At 73.9% G+C, this 19,061-nt stretch carries 18 protein-coding genes; 13 read left to right on the forward strand and 5 right to left on the reverse strand.

All coding sequences use genetic code 11. The annotated features are described in order from the left end of the window. Positions 1-27: 27 nt before the first annotated feature. Both ACWCV3_RS06260 and ACWCV3_RS06265 read left to right on the forward strand, forming a co-directional pair. Positions 28-1,032, forward strand: a complete 1,005-nt coding sequence (locus ACWCV3_RS06260; RefSeq protein ID WP_451219146.1) for an NlpC/P60 family protein — start codon at positions 28-30, stop codon at positions 1,030-1,032. A 29-nt stretch (positions 1,033-1,061) separates the two neighbouring features. Beyond that, positions 1,062-2,249 (forward strand): hypothetical protein, encoded by a 1,188-nt coding sequence (locus ACWCV3_RS06265; RefSeq protein ID WP_451219149.1) that lies wholly within the window; start codon positions 1,062-1,064, stop codon positions 2,247-2,249. 3 nt (positions 2,250-2,252) lie between these two features. Here ACWCV3_RS06265 and ACWCV3_RS06270 read toward each other — a convergent pair whose 3' ends face one another. Beyond that, positions 2,253-3,488: a glycosyltransferase 87 family protein gene (locus ACWCV3_RS06270; RefSeq protein ID WP_451219152.1), complete on the reverse strand. Its 1,236-nt coding sequence runs from the start codon at positions 3,486-3,488 to the stop codon at positions 2,253-2,255. Between the two features lie 128 nt (positions 3,489-3,616). On the opposite strand from ACWCV3_RS06270, the gene ACWCV3_RS06275 reads away from it, so the two are divergent. Then, positions 3,617-4,759 (forward strand): glycosyltransferase family 4 protein, encoded by a 1,143-nt coding sequence (locus tag ACWCV3_RS06275; protein WP_451219155.1) that lies wholly within the window; start codon positions 3,617-3,619, stop codon positions 4,757-4,759. Between the two features lie 50 nt (positions 4,760-4,809). On the opposite strand, the gene ACWCV3_RS06280 is transcribed toward ACWCV3_RS06275, so the two are convergent. Next, on the reverse strand, positions 4,810-6,618 hold the full coding sequence (locus tag ACWCV3_RS06280) for an AMP-dependent synthetase/ligase (protein ID WP_451219158.1): 1,809 nt from the start codon (positions 6,616-6,618) through the stop codon (positions 4,810-4,812). Between the two features lie 253 nt (positions 6,619-6,871). Between ACWCV3_RS06280 and ACWCV3_RS06285 the strand changes: the two genes are divergently transcribed. From ACWCV3_RS06285 to ACWCV3_RS06310, 6 genes are all read left to right on the forward strand, one after another. Beyond that, complete coding sequence (locus ACWCV3_RS06285) at positions 6,872-7,669, forward strand: metallophosphoesterase family protein (protein ID WP_451219161.1); 798 nt, start codon at positions 6,872-6,874, stop codon at positions 7,667-7,669. A gap of 97 nt (positions 7,670-7,766) precedes the next feature. Beyond that, positions 7,767-8,207: an SRPBCC family protein gene (locus ACWCV3_RS06290; protein WP_451219164.1), complete on the forward strand. Its 441-nt coding sequence runs from the start codon at positions 7,767-7,769 to the stop codon at positions 8,205-8,207. Positions 8,208-8,256: 49 nt separating this feature from the next. Then, positions 8,257-9,429 (forward strand): ArsA family ATPase, encoded by a 1,173-nt coding sequence (locus ACWCV3_RS06295; protein WP_451219167.1) that lies wholly within the window; start codon positions 8,257-8,259, stop codon positions 9,427-9,429. A 56-nt stretch (positions 9,430-9,485) separates the two neighbouring features. Next, positions 9,486-9,992 carry a DUF5304 domain-containing protein gene (locus tag ACWCV3_RS06300; protein WP_451219170.1) on the forward strand — a complete coding sequence of 169 codons (507 nt, stop codon included), beginning with the start codon at positions 9,486-9,488 and terminating at the stop codon, positions 9,990-9,992. Between the two features lie 67 nt (positions 9,993-10,059). Then, positions 10,060-11,013, forward strand: a complete 954-nt coding sequence (locus tag ACWCV3_RS06305) for an ROK family glucokinase (protein WP_451219173.1) — start codon at positions 10,060-10,062, stop codon at positions 11,011-11,013. 66 nt (positions 11,014-11,079) lie between these two features. After that, positions 11,080-11,835, forward strand: a complete 756-nt coding sequence (locus ACWCV3_RS06310) for an endonuclease/exonuclease/phosphatase family protein (protein ID WP_451219176.1) — start codon at positions 11,080-11,082, stop codon at positions 11,833-11,835. A 3-nt stretch (positions 11,836-11,838) separates the two neighbouring features. Here the strand turns inward: ACWCV3_RS06310 and ACWCV3_RS06315 are convergent, their stop codons facing one another. Both ACWCV3_RS06315 and ACWCV3_RS06320 read right to left on the reverse strand, forming a co-directional pair. Next, entirely contained in the window at positions 11,839-12,426 is a 588-nt protein-coding gene (locus ACWCV3_RS06315) for a hypothetical protein (protein WP_451219179.1), read from the reverse strand. Then, entirely contained in the window at positions 12,419-13,198 is a 780-nt protein-coding gene (locus tag ACWCV3_RS06320; protein ID WP_451219182.1) for an alpha/beta hydrolase, read from the reverse strand. Before ACWCV3_RS06320 ends, ACWCV3_RS06315 begins: the two co-directional genes overlap by 8 nt. A 160-nt stretch (positions 13,199-13,358) precedes the next feature. Here ACWCV3_RS06320 and ACWCV3_RS06325 point away from each other — a divergent pair, with 160 nt between their 5' ends. The 4 genes from ACWCV3_RS06325 (at position 13,359) to ACWCV3_RS06340 (ending at position 17,120) form a co-directional block, all read left to right on the forward strand. Beyond that, a complete protein-coding gene (locus ACWCV3_RS06325; RefSeq protein WP_451219664.1) occupies positions 13,359-14,108 on the forward strand; it encodes a lysophospholipid acyltransferase family protein in 750 nt (249 codons plus the stop codon). Positions 14,109-14,137: 29 nt separating this feature from the next. Then, positions 14,138-15,331 (forward strand): MacS family sensor histidine kinase, encoded by a 1,194-nt coding sequence (gene macS / locus ACWCV3_RS06330; protein WP_451219185.1) that lies wholly within the window; start codon positions 14,138-14,140, stop codon positions 15,329-15,331. Beyond that, positions 15,328-16,002, forward strand: coding sequence for a response regulator (locus ACWCV3_RS06335; RefSeq protein WP_451219188.1), 675 nt, complete (start codon positions 15,328-15,330; stop codon positions 16,000-16,002). Before macS ends, ACWCV3_RS06335 begins: the two co-directional genes overlap by 4 nt. A gap of 89 nt (positions 16,003-16,091) precedes the next feature. After that, a complete protein-coding gene (locus tag ACWCV3_RS06340; protein WP_451219191.1) occupies positions 16,092-17,120 on the forward strand; it encodes a 6-phosphofructokinase in 1,029 nt (342 codons plus the stop codon). Positions 17,121-17,127: 7 nt separating this feature from the next. Here the strand turns inward: ACWCV3_RS06340 and ACWCV3_RS06345 are convergent, their stop codons facing one another. Then, on the reverse strand, positions 17,128-19,047 hold the full coding sequence (locus tag ACWCV3_RS06345) for an anthranilate synthase family protein (protein WP_451219194.1): 1,920 nt from the start codon (positions 19,045-19,047) through the stop codon (positions 17,128-17,130). Positions 19,048-19,061 lie beyond the last annotated feature (14 nt).

The following is a 19,061-nucleotide window of genomic DNA, read 5'->3' on the forward strand; positions in this document are numbered from 1 at the left end:
TTCCCGTCGTCCAGGGGAAGGACCGCCGTGGCGTCCCATCGCCGTCCCGCAACATCCGGATGCGACCGGGGTGCCGCCGCCCTGTGCGTGCTGTCGGCCGCGGCCGCCGCCCTCGGCGCCGTACCCGCCGCCCACGCGGCGCCCCGCGACGGCGCCCGCGCCGAACTGGACCGGCTCTACGCGGCGGCCGAGCGCGCCACCGAGGACTACGACCGGGCCGGCGAGCGCGCGGACAAGCTCCGCCACGAGGTCCGCGACGCCCAGGACCACCTCGCCCGCACCCAGCAGCGGGTCAACTCCCTGCGCGAGCGGCTCGGTTCGCTCGCTGGTGCCGAGTACCGCTCCGGAGGCATCGATCCGGCCGTCGCCCTGCTGTTCTCCGCCGACCCCGACGACTATCTCGACAAGGCGTCCGTCGTCGACCGCGTCGACACCCGTCAGGCGGGACAACTGCGCGAGCTGACCGGCGCGTTGCGCGACCTCGCTCAGGAACGGGCCGAGGCCGGGGCCAGGCTCGGCGACCTGGAGCGCAGCCGCAAGGCGGTGGCCACGCACAAGCGGCAGGTGCGCGAGCGGCTCGCCCGCGCCCGGCGCCTGTTCGACTCGCTGCCCGCCGCCGACCGTTCCGACTACGACCGGCCCTCCCGCTTCGGCCGCCCCGACCTCACCGGCCTCGGCGACCTCGACCCCCGTGCCGCCGCCGCGCTCGCCGCCGCCCGCTCGGCCCTCGGCCGCCCGTACGTGTGGGGCGCCAACGGGCCCTCCGGCTTCGACTGCTCGGGCCTCATGCAGTGGTCGTACGCCCGGGCGGGCGTCCAGCTCCCGCGCACCTCGCAGGCCCAGCGTGACGCCGGACACCGGGTCCCGCTCTCCCAGGCCCGCCCCGGCGACCTGGTGATCTACCGCTCCGACGCCAGCCATGTGGCGATGTACGTCGGCAACGGCCAGGTGATCCACGCGCCCCACCCCGGCGCCGCGGTGCGCTACGACCCGGTCGGCATGCTCCCGGTCTCCGCGGTGACCCGGCCCTGAGCCCAGCCCGCGCCCCGTACGATCGGACGGTGGAAGGCCGGGAGAGGGCGTGGCGAGCGGCGGCGGCGGGACTCTGCCTGCTGCTCCTGCCGGCGTTCTCCGGATGCGGCCACCGCGCCCCCGGCGCCGGCGCCCGCGCCGAGGTGCAGCGGGTGCTCGACCGCCGGGCCGCCGCCCTGCTCCGCCACGACGCGGCCGCGTACGCCACCACCGGCACCCGTACCCCCTACACCCGGCTCCGGGCGCTCCCGCTGGCATCCTGGGCCTACCGGATCACTTCGGTGCGCGCGGACGGCGCCGGTGCCGAGGCCGAGCTGAGCTACCGGGTCGCCGGGCTGGACACCGCGCCCGTCACCGCCCGCCGCACCCTCACCCTGAGCCGCACCGCCGACGGCGGCTGGTACGTCGCCGCCGAGGGGCCCGCGCGGGGCGCCGGGCAGCAGCTCTGGGACCAGGGGACGGTCGCCGCCGTCAGCGGCGCGCACAGCCTGGTGCTGGGCACCGGGCAGAGCACCGGGGAGCTGCGCGGCTACGCCCGGCTCGCCGACCGCGCCGTACCGGCCGTCTCCCGCGCCTGGGGCGCCCGCTGGGCCCGGCGGGTGGTCGTGCTGGTGCCCCGCTCGCTGGACGGCATGGCCGCGCTGCTCGGCTCGCCCGCCGCCCGGTACCGGGGCATCGCGGCCGTCACCACCGCCGAGACACCGGGCGCCGGACGGGCCCCCGCCGACCGTGTGGTGGTCAACCCCGAGGCCTACTCGGCCCTCGGCGACCTGGGCAGACAGGTCGTGCTCAGCCACGAGACCACCCACGTCGCGACCCGCTCCGCGACCACCGCCGCCACCCCGCTCTGGCTGTCCGAGGGATACGCCGACTGGACCGGGTACCTCGGCACGGGCCGCACCCCCGCGGACGTCGCCCCCGAGCTGACCCGCGCCGTCGCGGGCGGACGCGTCCCCGACGTGCTCCCCGCCGACGGGGACTTCGGCTTCACCGGCGACCCGGCCGGGCTGGCCCGCGCCTACGAGTCCGGCTGGCTGGCCTGCCGGATGATCGCGGAGCGCTGGGGCGAGGACGAACTGCGCGCCTTCTACCGGGCCGTCGGCGCCCACCGCACCCGGCCGGGCGCGGTGGAGGGCGCGCTGCGGCAGGTGCTGGGCACCACGCAGGAGGAGTTCACCGCCCAGTGGCGGGACTACGTCCGGGACCGACTGGGCTGACCCTCAGGGCGAGACGGGCGACCCGTCCGCCCGGTCCGCCGCGGCGGGGGCGGCGGCGGGGGGCACCGGGGAGACGGTGGAGCGCCACAGGATGCGGCCCGCCGTCAGGGAGGCGGCGACCAGCAGACCGTTGCGCACGACCATCAGCGTCACGCCGTACCAGTCGCTCGTCACCACGTGGATGAAGCCGATCGGGAACTCCAGCAGCGTGACCAGGGACGCCACGGCGACCATCAGCGCGGGCGCGGTCATCCGCGACGCGCGGTGCGTCAGGCACACCGCGGCCAGGCCGATCAGCCAGACCAGGTACTGCGGGCTGATCACCCGGCTCGTCACCGTGAACAGCAGCACCGCGGTGAACGCGGCCTCGGGCAGGGTCGGTTCGCCGGTCCGCGCCACCCGCAGCCGCCACAGCACGAGCCAGCCGAACACGGCCCCGGTCAGCACCAGCGCGGCCGTGCTCACCACCCCCACCCACGGGCCCAGGAACTCGATCGAGCCGTAGTTCAGCAGGACCTGGCCCTCCCAGCCGAAGTGCCGGGCCAGATGGAAGACCAGCGCGCCCAGCGACTCCACCTCGGTGCCCCGGTCCCGCTGGAAGGTCAGGAAGGCGAAGGCACCCGGCATCGACATCGCGAACAGGACCGCGAGCCCGGACGCCGTCACCGCCGCCGAGGCCCACGTACGGCGCCGGAAGGAGCCCGTCAGCAGCAGTGCCGGCCAGACCTTCACCATCGCGCCGAGCGCGGTCAGCACCCCGGACGCGCGGGGGTGCCGGGCGGCCACCAGCAGCGCGGCCACGGCCGGCGCGGTCACCATCACGTCGTAGCGCGCGTAGACGGTCGGCCCGAGCAGCGGGACGGCCGCCGTCCACAGCCAGGCACCGCGCGGCGAGCGCCCCGGCTCCCGGCCGTAGCGCACCAGCAGGCCGAGCACCGCGAGGTCGGTGAGGCAGCACAGGACGAAGAACGCGTGCGTGTAGTCCAGGAACGGCAGCAGACCGGGGGAGAGGACCGCCAGCGCCGCCGCGGGCGGGTACTGCCAGGTCACGTCGTCCAGCGGAAACGTTCCCTGACGCAGTACCTCGTACCAGCCCCGGTAGATCACCGACACGTCCGAGGTGACGTCCGGGCCCGCGACGGTGATCACCTTGAACACGGTCAGCAGCAGGACGGCACGGCTCGCCCCCCACACCGCCACGAGCCACGCCGCAGACCGCCCGGCGCCCTTGGTGTCCACGTGATCCCCTGCCGTTCGCTCGTGCGCCCTGCGCGCCGGAAGACTCATGATGTCCCTTACGGCCGTGTCCCTGCCACAGACTCCGCCCGGCCCGGTCCCGTAAGTCCCACCCGGTAGGGTCGGCGGCGATGCACAAGACCTTGATCGTGACCAACGACTTTCCGCCCCGCCCCGGCGGCATCCAGGCGTTCCTGCACAACATGGCGCTGCGCCTGGACCCGGACCGGATCGTCGTCTACGCCTCGACCTGGAAGCGCGGCCGGGAGGGCGCCGAGGCGACCGCCGCCTTCGACGCCGAGCAGCCCTTCACCGTCGTACGCGACCGTACGACCATGCTGCTGCCCACCCCGGCGGTGACCCGGCGGGCGGTGGGGCTGCTGCGGGAACACGGCTGCACCTCGGTGTGGTTCGGGGCGGCGGCGCCGCTCGGGCTGATGGCGCCCGCGCTGCGCCAGGCCGGCGCCGAGCGGCTGGTGGCCACCACCCACGGTCACGAGGCGGGCTGGGCCCAGCTGCCCGGCGCCCGCGGGCTGCTGCGCCGGATCGGCGAGTCCACCGACACCATCACCTACCTCGGCGAGTACACCCGGTCCCGGATCGCGGCCGCGCTCACGCCTCAGGCGGCCGGGCGCATGGTCCAACTGCCGCCCGGCGTGGACGAGAAGACCTTCCACCCCGGCTCCGGCGGGGACGAGGTGCGCGCCCGGCTCAAGCTCACCGGCCGGCCGGTCGTGGTGTGCGTCTCCCGGCTGGTGCCGAGGAAGGGCCAGGACACACTGATCCGGGCCATGCCCCTCATCCTCGCCGCCCAGCCGGACGCCGTACTGCTGATCGTGGGCGGCGGCCCCTACGAGGCCGACCTGCGCAGGCTGGCCGCCGAGGCAGGTGTCGCGGACTCCGTACGGTTCACCGGCGCGGTGCCCTGGGCGGAGCTGCCCGCGCACTTCGGCGCCGGGGACGTGTTCGCCATGCCGTGCCGCACCCGGCGCGGCGGGCTGGACGTGGAGGGGCTCGGCATCGTCTACCTGGAGGCGTCCGCGACCGGGCTGCCCGTGGTCGCCGGGGACTCCGGCGGCGCGCCGGACGCCGTGCTGGACGGCGAGACCGGCTGGGTGGTCCGGGGCGGCGAACCCGCCGAGGCCGCCGAACGCATCAACGCCCTCCTCGCCGACGAGGACCTGCGCCGCCGCATGGGCGGGCGCGGACGGCAGTGGGTCGAGGAGAAGTGGCGCTGGGACCTGCTGGCCGAACGCCTGAAGGTACTGCTCTGACACGGCGGCGCCGGGGACTGCCCGGCGCCGCGTCGCTCCACGACGGTTCGTCAGGAGGCGGGCTGCTTGGCGTAGAGCGCCTCGATGTCGGCCGCGTAGTCCTTGGCCACCACGTTCCGCTTCAGCTTCAGCGAGGGCGTCAGGTGTCCCGACTCCTCGGTGAACTGGATCGGCAGGATACGGAACTTGCGCACCGACTCCGCCTTGGAGACCGCCGCGTTGCCGTCGTCCACGGCCGCCTGGACCGCCGCGTTCAGCTCCGGGTCGTCGCGCAGCGACTCCGCCGTGGAACCGGCGGGCTTGCCGTGCTCGGCGGCCCAGCGGCCCAGGAACTCCTCGTCGACGGTGACCAGCGCGCCCACGAACGGCCTCCCGTCGCCCACCACCATGCACTCCGCGACCAGCGCGTGCGCCCGGATGCGGTCCTCGATCACGGCCGGAGCGACGTTCTTGCCGCCCGCGGTGACGATGATCTCCTTCTTGCGGCCGGTGATCCGGAGGTAGCCGTCCTCGTCCAGGGTGCCGATGTCCCCGGTGTGGAACCAGCCGTCGGCCAGCGCCTCGGCGGTGGCGTCCGGGTTGTTCCAGTACTCCTTGAACAGGTGCTCGCCGTGCAGCAGCACCTCGCCGTCGTCCGCTATCCGCACGACCGAGCCGGGCAGCGGCTGGCCGACCGTGCCGATCTTCTGCCGGTCCCACGGATTGAACGCCGTCGCCGCGCAGGACTCGGTCAGGCCGTAGCCCTCCAGCACCGAGAAGCCGATGCCCCGGAAGAAGTGGCCGAGCCGCTCGCCCAGCGGGGCGCCGCCGGAGATCGCGTACTCGCCCCGGCCGCCGAGCACCGCGCGCAGCTTGCCGTAGACCAGCTTGTCGAAGACCTTGTGCTTGAGCCTCAGCTTCAGCGACGGGCCCGACGGGGTGTCCAGCGCGCGGCTGTAGGCGATGGCCACGTCCGCGGCCCTGTCGAAGATCGCGCCCTTGCCGTCGGCCTGCGCCTTGGCCCGCGCGGTGTTGTAGACCTTCTCGAAGACGCGCGGGACACCGAGGATCAGCGTCGGCCGGAAGGCGGACAGCTCCTCGGTGAGGTTCTTGATGTCCGGGACGCAGCCCAGCTTGATCGGCGCCATCATCGGCGCGACCTGCACCAGCCGGCCGAAGACGTGCGCCAGCGGCAGGAAGAGCAGCACGGAGCACTCACCGGTGCGGAACAGCGGACGCAGCCGCTCCACGATGTTGCCGCACTCCGCGAAGAAGCTGCGGTGGGTCAGCACACAGCCCTTGGGGCGCCCGGTGGTGCCGCTGGTGTAGACGATGGTCGCCGGATCGTCCGCCTTGGCCAGTGAGCCGCGCTCGGTGACCGTCGCGTCGGAGACGTCCTGCCCGAGCCGCGTCAGCTCCTCCAGGCCCCCGGCCTCGATCTGCCACATGTGCTTCAGCGCCGGCAGCGACTCGCGCACCGAGTCCACGGCGGCCGCGTGGCCGTCCAGCTCCACGAAGACGGCGGTCGCGCCCGAGTCGGAGAGGATCCAGCGCACCTGCTCCGGCGAACTGGTCTCGTACACCGGCACGGTGACCGCGCCCGCGCTCCAGATGGCGAAGTCCAGCAGGGTCCACTCGTAGCGGGTGCGGGACATCAGGCCGACCCGGTCGCCCGGCTGCACGCCGGCGGCGATCAGGCCCTTGGCGGCGGCGTGCACCTCGGTGAGGAACTGCCGGGCCGTCACGTCCTGCCAGGCGCCGTCCACCTTGCGCGCCATGACGGCGACGTCCGGGTGCTGAGCGGCGTTTCTGCGGACGATGTCCGTCAGGTTGCCGTCGGCGGGGACCTCGTACAGAGCCGGAAGGCTGAACTCGCGCAAAACTGCTGCTCCTCGGGGCGGGTGCTCGCGGGGTCCCGCCTGCCGGGTTGTTTCTCCGGAGCACGACCGGACTGCCCGGACGTTACCCGCCGGTATGACCTCTGGGACAGGGGGTCCGTGCCAGATGTTCCATGCGTCACACGGGATGTCCCCCTTGAGCGCACAGTAGTCCACCACTTGACCAACGAGCGAGTAACCGCAGGCCAGACGGGCCACTGTTCACGTAGACCGCACACCTCTACCCTTGATCGCCATGGCTTCCACACCCGCCCGCGGCCCCCGGACCCGCGTCCACGTGATCAGCGACGTGCACGGGAACGCCCGTGATCTCGCGCGGGCCAAAGAAGGCGCCGACGCGCTGATCTGCCTCGGCGACCTCGTCCTCTTCCTCGACTACGCCGACCACTCGCGCGGCATCTTCCCCGACCTGTTCGGCGCGGAGAACGCCGACCGGATCGTGGAGCTGCGCACCGCCCGCCGCTTCGAGGAGGCGCGCGCCTTCGGACGGAAACTGTGGTCGGGGATCGGCACCGACCGGGAGGCCGCGATCGAGCGGGCGGTACGCCGCCAGTACGCCGAGATGTTCGCCGCCTTCCCCACTCCGACCTACGCCACCTACGGCAACGTCGACATGCCGGCCCTGTGGCGTGAGTACGCCGGACCCGGCACCACCGTGCTGGACGGCGAGCGGGTGGAGATCGGCGGCCGCGTCTTCGGCTTCGTCGGCGGCGGCCTGCGCACCCCGATGCGCACCCCGTACGAGATCGACGACGAGGAGTACGCGGCGAAGATCGAGGCCGTCGGCGAGGTCGACGTGCTCTGCACCCACATCCCGCCCGAGGTGCCGGAACTGGTCTACGACACCGTCGCGCGCCGCTTCGAGCGCGGCAGCCGCGCCCTGCTGGCCGCCATCGAGCGCACCCGGCCCCGCTACTCCCTGTTCGGCCACGTCCACCAGCCGCTCGCCCGCCGGATGCGGATCGGCGCGACCGAGTGCGTGAACGTGGGCCACTTCGCCGGGACCGGCAACCCGTGGGCGCTGGAGTGGTGACGGCGTGCCCGGGGCGGCGCGGTAGCCTTCACGCTGCACACACGTGCGCACCCCGCGCGTGAGAGAACGTCCGGCCGCATCTGGAGGAGCCACGGCGATGGCGGAACACACCAGTTCGAGCATCACGATCGAGGCGGCCCCGGCCGATGTCATGGCGGTGATCGCCGACTTCTCCCGCTACCCGGACTGGACCGGCGAGGTGAAGGAGGCCGAGGTCCTGGAGACCGACGGCCGCGGCCGCGCCGAGGAGGTCCGCCTCGTCATGGACGCGGGCGCCATCAAGGACGACCAGACCCTCGCCTACACCTGGACCGGCGAGCACGAGGTCTCCTGGACCCTGGTGAAGTCCCAGATGCTCCGCTCCCTGGACGGCAGCTACCTGCTCAAGTCCGTGGGCCCCGGCTCCACCGAGGTCACCTACCGCCTCACCGTGGACGTCAAGATCCCCATGCTCGGCATGATCAAGCGCAAGGCCGAGAAGGTCATCATCGACCGGGCGCTGGCAGGCCTGAAGAAGCGCGTCGAGACGGGTTCCTGACCCCGCGTCCCGCTCCGGCCGCGCCGAGGCTCCGTTACCGTTCAGCCTCATGCGCACCCTCCTGATCACCGGGCCCGGCGGCAGCGGCCGCACCAGTGTCGCCGCCGCCACCGGGCTCGCCGCGGCCCGCACCGGCGCCCGTGTGCTCGTGCTCGGCGCCGACCGTGCCGACACGCTCGGCGCCGCCCTCGGCACGGTGACGGGGCCCACGCCCACCGAGGCCGCCGAGAACCTCACCGTCTGGCGCCCCGACGCCGGCGCCCGCTTCCGCGAGGACCTCACCGCCTTCCAGAGCCGCGCCGGAACCGTCCTCGACCTGCTCGGCGCCTCCCGCCTGGACGCCGAGGAGGTCACCCCGCTGCCGGGCGCCGAGGAGCTGTCCGTGCTGCGCGCCCTGCGCGACGCGGCCCTCTGCGAGCGCTACGACCTGCTCGTGGTCGACCTCCCCCCGCTGGCCCGGGCCCTCGCCCTGCTCGCGCTGCCCGAGGAACTCCGCCGCTACCTGCGCCGCCTCCTGCCGCCCGAGCGGCAGGCCGCCCGCGCCCTGCGCCCGGTCCTCGGCCGCCTCGCCGGGGTCCCCATGCCGGCCGACCGGCTGTACGAGACGGCCGCCCGCTGGGACCTGGAGCTCGCCGCCGTCGAAGCCGTCCTCGCCGACAAGGGCACCACGGTCCGCCTGGTCGCCGAACCCGGCCCGGCCGGGGACGACGCCGTCCGCACCGCCACGCTCGGCCTCGCCCTGCGGGGACTGCGCCCCGAGACCGTGATCGCCAACCGTGTGCTGCCCGAGTCCGCCGACGGCACCTGGCTCGCCGGCCCCCGCGCCCAGCAGCTCAAGACCCTGGCCGACTGGGCCGGGGAGTACGACGTGCACACCGTCCCCCACCTCGGCCGTGACCCGCGCGGCACCGACGACCTCACCGCGCTCGCCCCGCCCGGCGTCAACCCCGTGCCCGCCCCCGTCGAGTGGCCGGTCACCGACCGCCTCGCCGAGGACGGCACCCTCGTCTGGCGGCTCCCGCTGCCCGGTGCCGTACGCGACGACCTCGACCTCATCCGGCGCGGAAACGAACTCGTCGTCACCGCCGGGCCCTTCCACCGGATCGTCGCCCTGCCCTCCGCCCTGCGCCGCTGCACCGTCGCCGGGGCCGCCCTGACCGACGGCGAGCTGTGCGTCCGGTTCGCGCCCGATCCCGCCCTGTGGCCCGGCACGAGACGGTGAACGGACTGCGCCGTTCGGGTAACGTCGAAGACGCGAACCGTAGTCAGGAGCCCGCCATGAGCGAAGAGCGCCCCGCAGCCCAGCCCCCCGAGGAGCCCGAAGCTCCTGAAGCGCCGCGCACGGGCGACGCCGACGCCTGGGCCACCGCCACCGCGGAGGACCTGGCCGCCGAGAAGGCCCGCCGCCGCGGCAACGGCCCGCCGCCCCCCGGCACGGCCGCCGAGGAGCTCGGCCGGCTCATCGACTCGGTGGCCGACAGGCTCTCCGGCCTGCGGTCCCCGTTGCTCGGCGCGGTCGCCGGGCCCGCCGCCCAGCAGGCGGTGCGCCAGATGGTCCAGCAGGCCAAGGCCGCCGTCGAACCGGTCGTCGAGCGCAACCCCCAGGTCTTCGACCACCTCGCCGCCGCGGGCAGCGAGCTGCTCGCCGCCTACCGCTCCGCCGTCCAGGCCCAGGAGCGGCGCTGGACCACCGGCCCCACCCCGCCGCCGGCGGACGAGCCGCCGGCCGGCCGCCGCGACCCCGGCGAGGGCACCGGACCGGGCGAGCGCATCGACCTGGACTGACGGTCTGCCCCCGTGGGGCCTCGGGTACCGTTGGCCCTAGCGGGGCTCGACCGGAACTGAGGGATTCATGGGACTCACCATCGGCGTCGACATCGGCGGCACCAAGATCGCGGCCGGCGTGGTCGACGAGGAAGGCAACATCCTCTCGACCTTCAAGGTGCCGACCCCCAGCACGCCCGAGGCCATCGTGGACGCCATCGCCTCGGCCGTGGAGGGCGCGCGTGCCGGACACGACATCGTCGGCGTGGGCATCGGTGCGGCCGGCTACGTGAACCGGCAGCGCTCGACCGTGTACTTCGCGCCCAACATCGACTGGCGCCAGGAACCGCTCAAGGAGAAGGTCGAGGCCCGCGTGGGCCTCCCGGTCGTCGTGGAGAACGACGCCAACGCGGCCGCCTGGGGCGAGTACAAGTTCGGCGCGGGCAAGGGCCACCGCAACGTCATCTGCATCACGCTAGGCACCGGCCTGGGCGGCGGCATCATCATCGGCAACAAGCTGCGCCGGGGTCACTTCGGCGTGGCCGCCGAGTTCGGCCACATCCGGATGGTCCCGGACGGCCTGCTGTGCGGCTGCGGCTCGCAGGGCTGCTGGGAGCAGTACGCCTCCGGCCGCGCCCTGGTGCGGTACGCCAAGCAGCGCGCCAACGCCACCCCGGAGAACGCCGACATCCTGCTCGGCCTCGGCGACGGCACCCCCGACGGCATCGAGGGCAAGCACATCTCGGTGGCCGCCCGCCAGGGCGACCCGGTGGCCGTGGACTCCTACCGGGAGCTGGCCCGCTGGGCGGGCGCCGGCCTCGCGGACCTGGCCTCGCTCTTCGACCCCTCCGCCTTCATCGTGGGCGGCGGCCTCTCGGACGAGGGCGAGCTGGTCCTCGACCCGATCCGCAGGTCCTACAAGCGCTGGCTGGTGGGCGGCAACTGGCGCCCGGTGGCCGACGTCATCGCCGCCCAGCTCGGCAACAAGGCCGGCCTGGTCGGCGCGGCGGACCTGGCGAGGGAGCCGGACCCGGTCATGTAGACCGGACGAGTGCACCGGCCTCAGGGGCGCGGGGACCGGTCCCCGCGCCCCGAGTAGGTTGGCCACATGCCATCCCCGTTCCCCAACTCCCGTACGGAGTCAGACGGTTCCGCGGTCATCAGGGTGCTCAGCTACAACGTCCGCTCCCTGCGCGACGACGTGGAAGCCCTGGCACGGGTGATCAACGCCTGCGCCCCGGACGTGCTCCTCCTCCAGGAGGCCCCCCGCTTCTTCCGCTGGCGCAAGAAGCTGGCCCGCCTCGCCAAGGACACCGGCCTCGTCTACCTCACCGGCGGAGCCCCCGCCGCGGGCCCCGCGATCCTCTGCTCCCTGCGGGCCCGGGTCGAGCGCACCGAGGACGTCCTGCTGCCGCTCACCCCCGGCCGGCACCGAAGGGGTCTCGCCACCGCGGTCGTCCGCTTCGGCACGGCGCGTGTCGGACTCGTCTGCTGCCACCTCGGCCTTGAGAAGGCCGAACGCCGAACCCAGAGCGGCCTGCTCCTGGACCGCCTGGGCGAACTGGGCGTGGACCACGCCGTGATCGGCGGCGACATCAACGAGGGCCCGGCCGGCCCCGCCTTCACCCGGCTCGCCGAAGCCCTCCAGGACGCCGCCGCCGTGGCCCCCCGGGGCGGCACGGACACCTTCCCCGCCGAGGCACCGGCCCGCCGCATCGACGCCGTCCTCGCCACCCGGGGCATCGAGGTGCTCGCCTGCGGCGTCCCCACCGGACTGCCCGGCGTCACCGGGAGCGACCTGAGGGCGGCCACGGACCACCTCCCGGTCCTGGCCGCCCTCAGAATCCCGGCGAGCTCCCGGTAGGGCTCAGACGACGGCCCCCCGGCCGGGGTCGTCGTCACCCTCGTCGTCCGTGCGCATCCGGGTCACCAGGGTGACGAACCCGCCGAGGAAGCCGCCGATGGCGAGCGTCGTCAGCCACCACGTCATCTCCCAGCCCAGCAGCACGGCGAGCAGCAGCAGGACGGGCCCGCCGACCACCCCGAGCCACGCGAACTTGGCCGTGGTGTCGGCGACGGGCAGCGGGGGCGGCTCGGGCGGTACGAAATGCCCCTCGTCGTCGTCATCGTCGTCGCCGGACTCCCCGGCGGTGTCCCCGGCCGGCTCGGCCGGGGTGTGGTCGCGCGGGCCGACGCCGGGAGCGAAGGTGACCGAGCTCCCCAGCGGCCGTACCGGCGCGGGCTTCTCACCGGTACCGTCCTCGTTTGGCTCCGGCTCCGTGTCCTTCTCCGGGAGCGCGAGGTCCTCGATGGAGCGGAAGGGCCTGGAGCCGGGCGGGTCCGGCGGCTCGTCGCCGTACCCCGCGACGATGGCACGCCAGGCGGCGTCCTCGTCGAAGGGCGTGCCGTGCTCGTCCGGCTCGCGGCCCTCGCGGTCGGAGTCGTGCTCAGCCAACGGGAGCCGTCCCTTCCTCACCGACACGTGGAGCGAGCCGGTCGAAGAAGGTGATGCTCTCCTCGACGATCCGGTCCGCGTCATGGTCCAACGTCGCCACGTGGTAGCTCTGTTCCAGCACGCTCTCGGTCACGTCCGTGGAGGACACCCGGCTCAGCACCCGCGCCGAGTCGGCGGCCGGGACCACGTGGTCGACGGCGCTGCGCAGCAGCAGCAGCGGCTGCGTGACCTGCGGCAGCTCACCGTCCAGCACGCGCAGGAAGCGGCGCAGGGAGTGGGCGGCGTGCAGCGGGACCCGGTCGTAGCCCAGCTCGGTGACGGCGCCCTTGGCGATGTCGCTGGCGATCCCCCTGGTCGAGGGCACCAGGTGCCGGAGCACGGGCAGGGCGTGCGCGGCGAGTCCGTGCACCCGGTTCGCCGGGTTGACGACCACCACGCCGGTGACGCGCTCGCCGTGCCTGGCGGCCAGCCGCAGCGCCAGCGCGCCGCCCATGGACAGCCCCGCGACGAACACCCGCTCGCAGCGCTCGGAGAGCTGCCGCAGCTCACGGTCGACGTGCGCGTACCAGTCCTCCCAGCCGGTGACCCGCAGGTCCTCCCAGCGGGTGCCGTGACCGGGCAGCAGGGGCAGCGACACCGACAGGCCGTGCGCGGCGAGGTGCTCCGCCCAGGGGCGCAGCGACTGGGGCGAGCCGGTGAAACCGTGGCAGAGGAGAACCCCCACCTCCCCGCCGTCGTGGCGGTACGGCTCGGCTCCGGGAAGGACCGGCACCTTTGGGGCTCCTGTTCCGGTATGTGGATCTCTGGGGAGTGCGGTACGGGCGGATGTGCTTCACCGTACGCGACCGCGTCGCCACCGACCAGGGTCGTCGGCGCCATCGGCGGCGGTCCGGGTTAAGGTCTGTGCGACGGAAACGGGAGGCACGCGGGTGTTGTACGGCACGATGAAGGTTGCCATCGGAGGGCCGCTGAAGGTCGCCTTCAGACCCTGGGTCGAGGGACTGGAGAACATCCCGGCCGAGGGGGCCGCCATTCTGGCGAGCAACCACCTGTCCTTCTCGGACTCGTTCTTCCTGCCCACGATGCTGGACCGCAAGGTCACCTTCATCGCCAAGGCCGAGTACTTCACCACCCCCGGAGTCAAGGGACGGCTGACGGCCGCCTTCTTCAAGGGCGTCGGGCAGCTCCCCGTCGACCGCTCCGGTGCGCGGGGTGCGGGCGAGGCCGCGATCAAGAGCGGCATAGAGGTGCTGGAACGCGGTGAGCTGTTCGGCATCTATCCCGAGGGCACCCGCTCGCCCGACGGCCGCCTCTACCGGGGCAAGCCCGGCGGTCTGGCCCGCGTGGCGCTGGCCACCGGGGCGCCGGTGATCCCGGTCGCGATGATCGACACCGAGAAGATCCAGCCGCCCGGCAAGGTGATGCCGAAGCTGATGCGTCCCGGCATCCGGATCGGCAAGCCGCTGGACTTCAGCCGCTACCAGGGCATGGAACACGACCGGTTCGTGCTGAGGGCGGTGACGGACGAGGTCATGTACGAGATCATGAAGCTCTCCGGCCAGGAGTACGTCGACATCTACGCGACCGCCGCCAAGCGGCAGATCGCGGAGGCGGCGAAGGCGGCGAAGGAAGCCGGCAAGGCCGGGAAGGACGCGGCGAAGGCGGAGAGGACCGGGGCCTAGCGACCCGGCCCGGGGGAGGCGGGGGCGCCATGGCCAGGGGCGAACGGGTCATGCGGATGTCGGTCGAGCTGCCGCTGTGGCGCGCGCTCACCGGCTACCGCGTCCTGACCATGCTGTACGCGATCGGTCTGGGCGCCGCCGCCCGCACCCACTTCGTGCGCCCCTGGCTGGCCCTCGCCTACTACGCGCTGCTGGTCCTGTGGACCCTCGCCACCGTGACCCGGGTGACCAGCGCGGCCCGCTGCACCCGGCGGTTCCTCGCGGCCGACCTGGCCGTGGCGGTCCTCGGCATCCTGCTCACCCCGCTCGCCGACGACCCGCAGCGGATCGCGGACGGCGGTTCCACCCTGCCGTCGATATGGACGGCGGGCGCGGTGCTGGCCTTCGCCCTCAAGGGCGGCTGGCGCTGGGCGGCCGGCGCCTCCACGGCGGTCGCCGCGGCCAACCTGGTCGAGCGGGGCGCCCCGGCGCGGGACACCGTGCACAACGTGATCCTGGTCTGGGTCGCGGCCATCGCCATCGGCTACGTGGTCGAGGTGGCCCGCGCCTCCGAGCGCACCCTCGCCCGCGCCCTGGAGATCGAGGCCGCCACCCGCGAGCGGGAGCGCCTGGCCCGCGACATCCACGACGGCGTGCTCCAGGTCCTGGCCATGGTGCAGCGGCGCGGCGCGGTCATCGGCGGCGAGGCGGCCGAACTGGGCCGGCTCGCCGGGGAACAGGAGATCGCCCTGCGCACCCTGGTCTCCAAAGGTCTGCTCCCCGCCGCCTCGACGCCCGCCGGGCAGGCATCGGCCGGCACCGGCCCGCTCGACCTGCGCTCGCTGCTCGCCCCGTACGCCGGGTCCCGCGTGAGCCTCGCCGAACCGGGGGCGCCGGTCACGCTGGAGGCGGCGGCGGCGCGGGAGGTGGCGGCCGCCGTCGGGGCGGCGCTGGACAACGTGCGGCGGCACGCGGGCGAGGACGCCCGTGCCTGGATCCTGGTCGAGGACGAGCCCGGCGAGATCGTCGTCACCGTCCGCGACGACGGCCCCGGCATACCGAAGGGCCGGCTCGCGCTGGCCGAGGGAGAGGGCCGGCTCGGCGTGGCCCAGTCGATCCGGGGACGGCTGCGCGAACTCGGCGGCAGCGCCGAGGTGATCTCCGTGCCCGGCCAGGGCACCGAGGTCGAGTTGAAGGTACCGAAGAGCGCCGGGACGGCGCGGGGGAAGGCGGAACGGCGATGACCGAGCAGGACCCGATCAAGGTGATGGTGGTCGACGACCACCCCATGTGGCGCGACGCGGTCGCCCGCGACCTGGCCGAGTCCGGGCTGCACGTCGTCGCCACGGCGGGCGACGGCGAGCAGGCGGTGCGCCGCGCCATGGCCGCCGCCCCGGACGTGCTGGTGCTCGACCTCAACCTGCCCGCCAAGCCCGGTGTGCAGGTCTGCAAGGAACTCATCGCCCACGACCCGGCCCTGCGCGTCCTGGTGCTCTCCGCCAGCGGCGAGCACGCCGACGTGCTGGAGGCCGTGAAGTCGGGCGCCACCGGCTATCTGCTGAAGTCGGCGTCCACCGGTGAACTGCTGGACGCGGTCCGCCGTACCGCCGTCGGCGATCCGGTGTTCACCCCCGGCCTCGCCGGACTGGTCCTCGGCGAGTACCGGAGGCTGGCCGCCGAGCCCGCGCCGGCCCCCGAGGCCGGAGCGCCGGGCGCGCCGCGGCTCACCGAGCGGGAGACCGAGGTGCTGCGCCTGGTCGCCAAGGGCCTGAGCTACAAGCAGATCGCGGAACGCCTGGTCATCTCGCACCGCACGGTCCAGAACCACGTCCAGAACACCCTGGGCAAGCTCCAGCTCCACAACCGGGTGGAACTGGTGCGGTACGCGATCGAGCGCGGCCTGGACGACGACTGATTCACCGGTTTCGCCCTTTCCACCTCGTTGGGTGACGGGTATCACCATTAGCGTGACTGAGTCGGTCATCGCGGCGAAAGGGACGGACCATGCGCGTCGGAGTGCTGACCGGAGGCGGCGACTGCCCGGGCCTCAACGCCGTCATCCGGGCCATGGTCCGCAAGGGCGTCCAGGAGTACGGCTACGACTTCACCGGCTTCCGGGACGGCTGGCGCGGCCCTCTCGAAGGCCGGACCGTCCCGCTCGACATCCCCGCCGTGCGCGGCATCCTCCCGCGCGGCGGCACCATCCTCGGCTCCTCGCGCACCAACCCCCTCAAGGCCGAGGACGGGGTGCGCCGCGTCCGGGAGACCCTCGCCGAACAGGGCGTCGACGCGCTGGTCGCCATCGGCGGCGAGGACACCCTCGGCGTCGCCGCGACCCTGTACGAGAAGCACGGCGTGCCCTGCGTCGGTGTGCCCAAGACCATCGACAACGACCTGTCCGGCACCGACTACACCTTCGGCTTCGACACCGCCGTGAACATCGCCACCGAGGCCATCGACCGGCTGCACACCACCGCCGAGTCCCACATGCGGGTGCTGGTCTGCGAGGTGATGGGCCGGCACGCGGGCTGGATCGCGCTGCACTCCGGGCTCGCCGGCGGCGCCAACGTCATCCTCATCCCCGAGCACCGCTTCGACCTGGACGAGGTGTGCGGCTGGATCACCTCCCGCTTCGAGGCGGCCTACGCCCCGATCGTGGTCGTCGCCGAGGGGGCGATGCCGAGGGACGGCGAGATGGTGCTCAAGGACGAGTCGCACGACTCCTTCGGCCACGTCCGGCTGTCCGGGGTGGGGGAGTGGCTGGCCAAGCAGATCGAGCGGCGCACCGGCAAGGAGGCCCGCACCACCGTGCTCGGGCACGTCCAGCGCGGCGGCACCCCGAGCGCCTTCGACCGCTGGCTCGCCACCCGCTTCGGTCTGCACGCCGTCGACTGCGTCCGCGACGGCGACTTCGGCAAGATGGTCGCCCTGCGGGGCACCCGCATCGTGCGCATCCCGATCTCCGAGGCGACCGCCCGGCTGAAGACGGTCGACCCGGAGCTGTACGCGGAGGCCGGGGTGTTCTTCGGCTGACCCCCCGCTACGATCCGGTGCGCGCCGTCAGCAGCCCGGAGACCAGCTCCCGCACCAGACCGGCGCCGTTGACGGTCAGCACCGACTCCGGGTGGAACTGCACCGACGCGAACCGCCCCGAGCGCAGCGCGTGCACCTCGCCGTCCGGGGTACGGCTCACCTGCACGCCGTGCGCGGCGAGTTCCCGCGCGGCCTCGTCGTCGCAGCGGGCGGTGAAGCTGTTGTAGAAGCCGACCGTCTCCGCCCGCCCGAACAGGTCGATCACCGTCTGCGCCCCCTGGTACGGCACCCGCTTGCGGACGATGTCGAGCCCGAGCTCCGCCGCGATCAGCTCGTGCCCCAGGCACACCCCGAGCACCCCGTGCCGGTGCTCGCGCAGCACGGTCGCGGTCAGCCCGCGCAGCCGCCGCATCCTCGCGTCGCCCGCGTCCGAGGGGTCACCGGGGCCCGGCCCGAGGACCACCGGGCCCTCGTGCGCCCGCACCGCCTCCGTCAGCCCCGGCTCGTCGAAGCGCCGTACGGTCACCTCCAGGCCGCCCGAGCGCAGCACGTGCGCCAGCATCGCGGTGAAGGTGTCCTCACCGTCGACCACCAGGGCGTGGGCGCCCAGCGGCGCGGCCGGTTCCCGCATCCGCAGCCAGAACGGCGCCAGCGCCGAGCGGCGCCCGTCCAGCGCGGCCCGCACCCGCGGGTCCTCCGCCAGCCGGGGCCGCTCCCGCTCCGTGCGCGGCCGGGCCGGGCGCACCCCGAGCGCGGCCAGGACGCCCGCCGCCTTGGCGTGGGTCTCGGCCACCTCGCCGGCCGGGTCCGAGCCGCGCACCAGGGTCGCGCCGACCGGCACGCTCAGCCGGCCGTCGGCGGCAATGTCGGCGGTGCGGATCAGGATGGGGGAGTCCAGGGTGCGGGCGCCCCCGGCGTCCCGGCCGAGCAGGGCGAGCGCGCCCGCGTAGTAGCCGCGCCCGGTGGGCTCGTACCGCTCGATGACGCGGCAGGCGTTCTGCACGGGCGAGCCGGTGACGGTCGCGGCGAACATGGTCTCGCGCAGCACGTCCCGGACGTCCAGCGAGGTCTTCCCGCGCAGCTCGTACTCGGTGTGCGCGAGATGGGCCATCTCCTTCAGCCGGGGGCCGACCACGACGCCGCCCCGGTCGCCGACGGTGCACATCATCTTCAGTTCCTCGTCGACCACCATGGACAGCTCCTCGGTCTCCTTGGCGTCGGCGAGGAAGTCCAGCAGGTGCTCCGGGGTCGGCCCCCCGGCGGGATAGCGGTACGTCCCGCTGATCGGGTTCATCACCACCGTGCCGCCGGACATCCGCACATGGACCTCGGGACTCGCCCCGACCAGCGTGCGCCCACCCGTCGCCCGCCCCCGCCCTTCCGGGGAAGGCCCTTCGGGCCCTTTCCCGGTGTGCACCACGAACGTCCAGTACGCGCCCCGCTCGCCCGTCAGCAGCCTGCGGAACAGCGCGAGCGCGTCGGCCCGCGAGAACCCGGGGATCTCGCCCCGGTAGGTCCGCCGGATCACGAAGTTGGCGCCCTCGCCCCGCCCGATCTCCTCGCGCAGCACCCGGCCGACGATCTCCCCGTACTCCTCGTCGGGCACGTCGAACCCGCCGTCCTCGACCCGCACCGGGTGGGTGGGCAGGGTGTCCAGCGCCCACGCGAGGGGGACCTCGTACGACTCCTCGGGGTGCAGCACCAGCAGCGGGGTGCCGTCGTCGCGGACGTCGAAGCCGCGCTCGCGGATCTGCCGGAACGGGATCAGCGCCAGGCCCTCGTCGGGCAGGTCGGCCAGCGCGTCGTGGGAGGTGACCGGGCCGAGCAGCACCTCCACGCGGGAGGTGTCGCGGCCTGGGGTGCGGCGGTGCAGCAGGGCGAAGGGACGGTCGCCGTCGGCGAGACGGGCCAGGTCGGGCAGGTTCATGGGGGTCCTTGTGC

This window comes from Streptomyces sp. NPDC001781 (assembly GCF_053596035.1).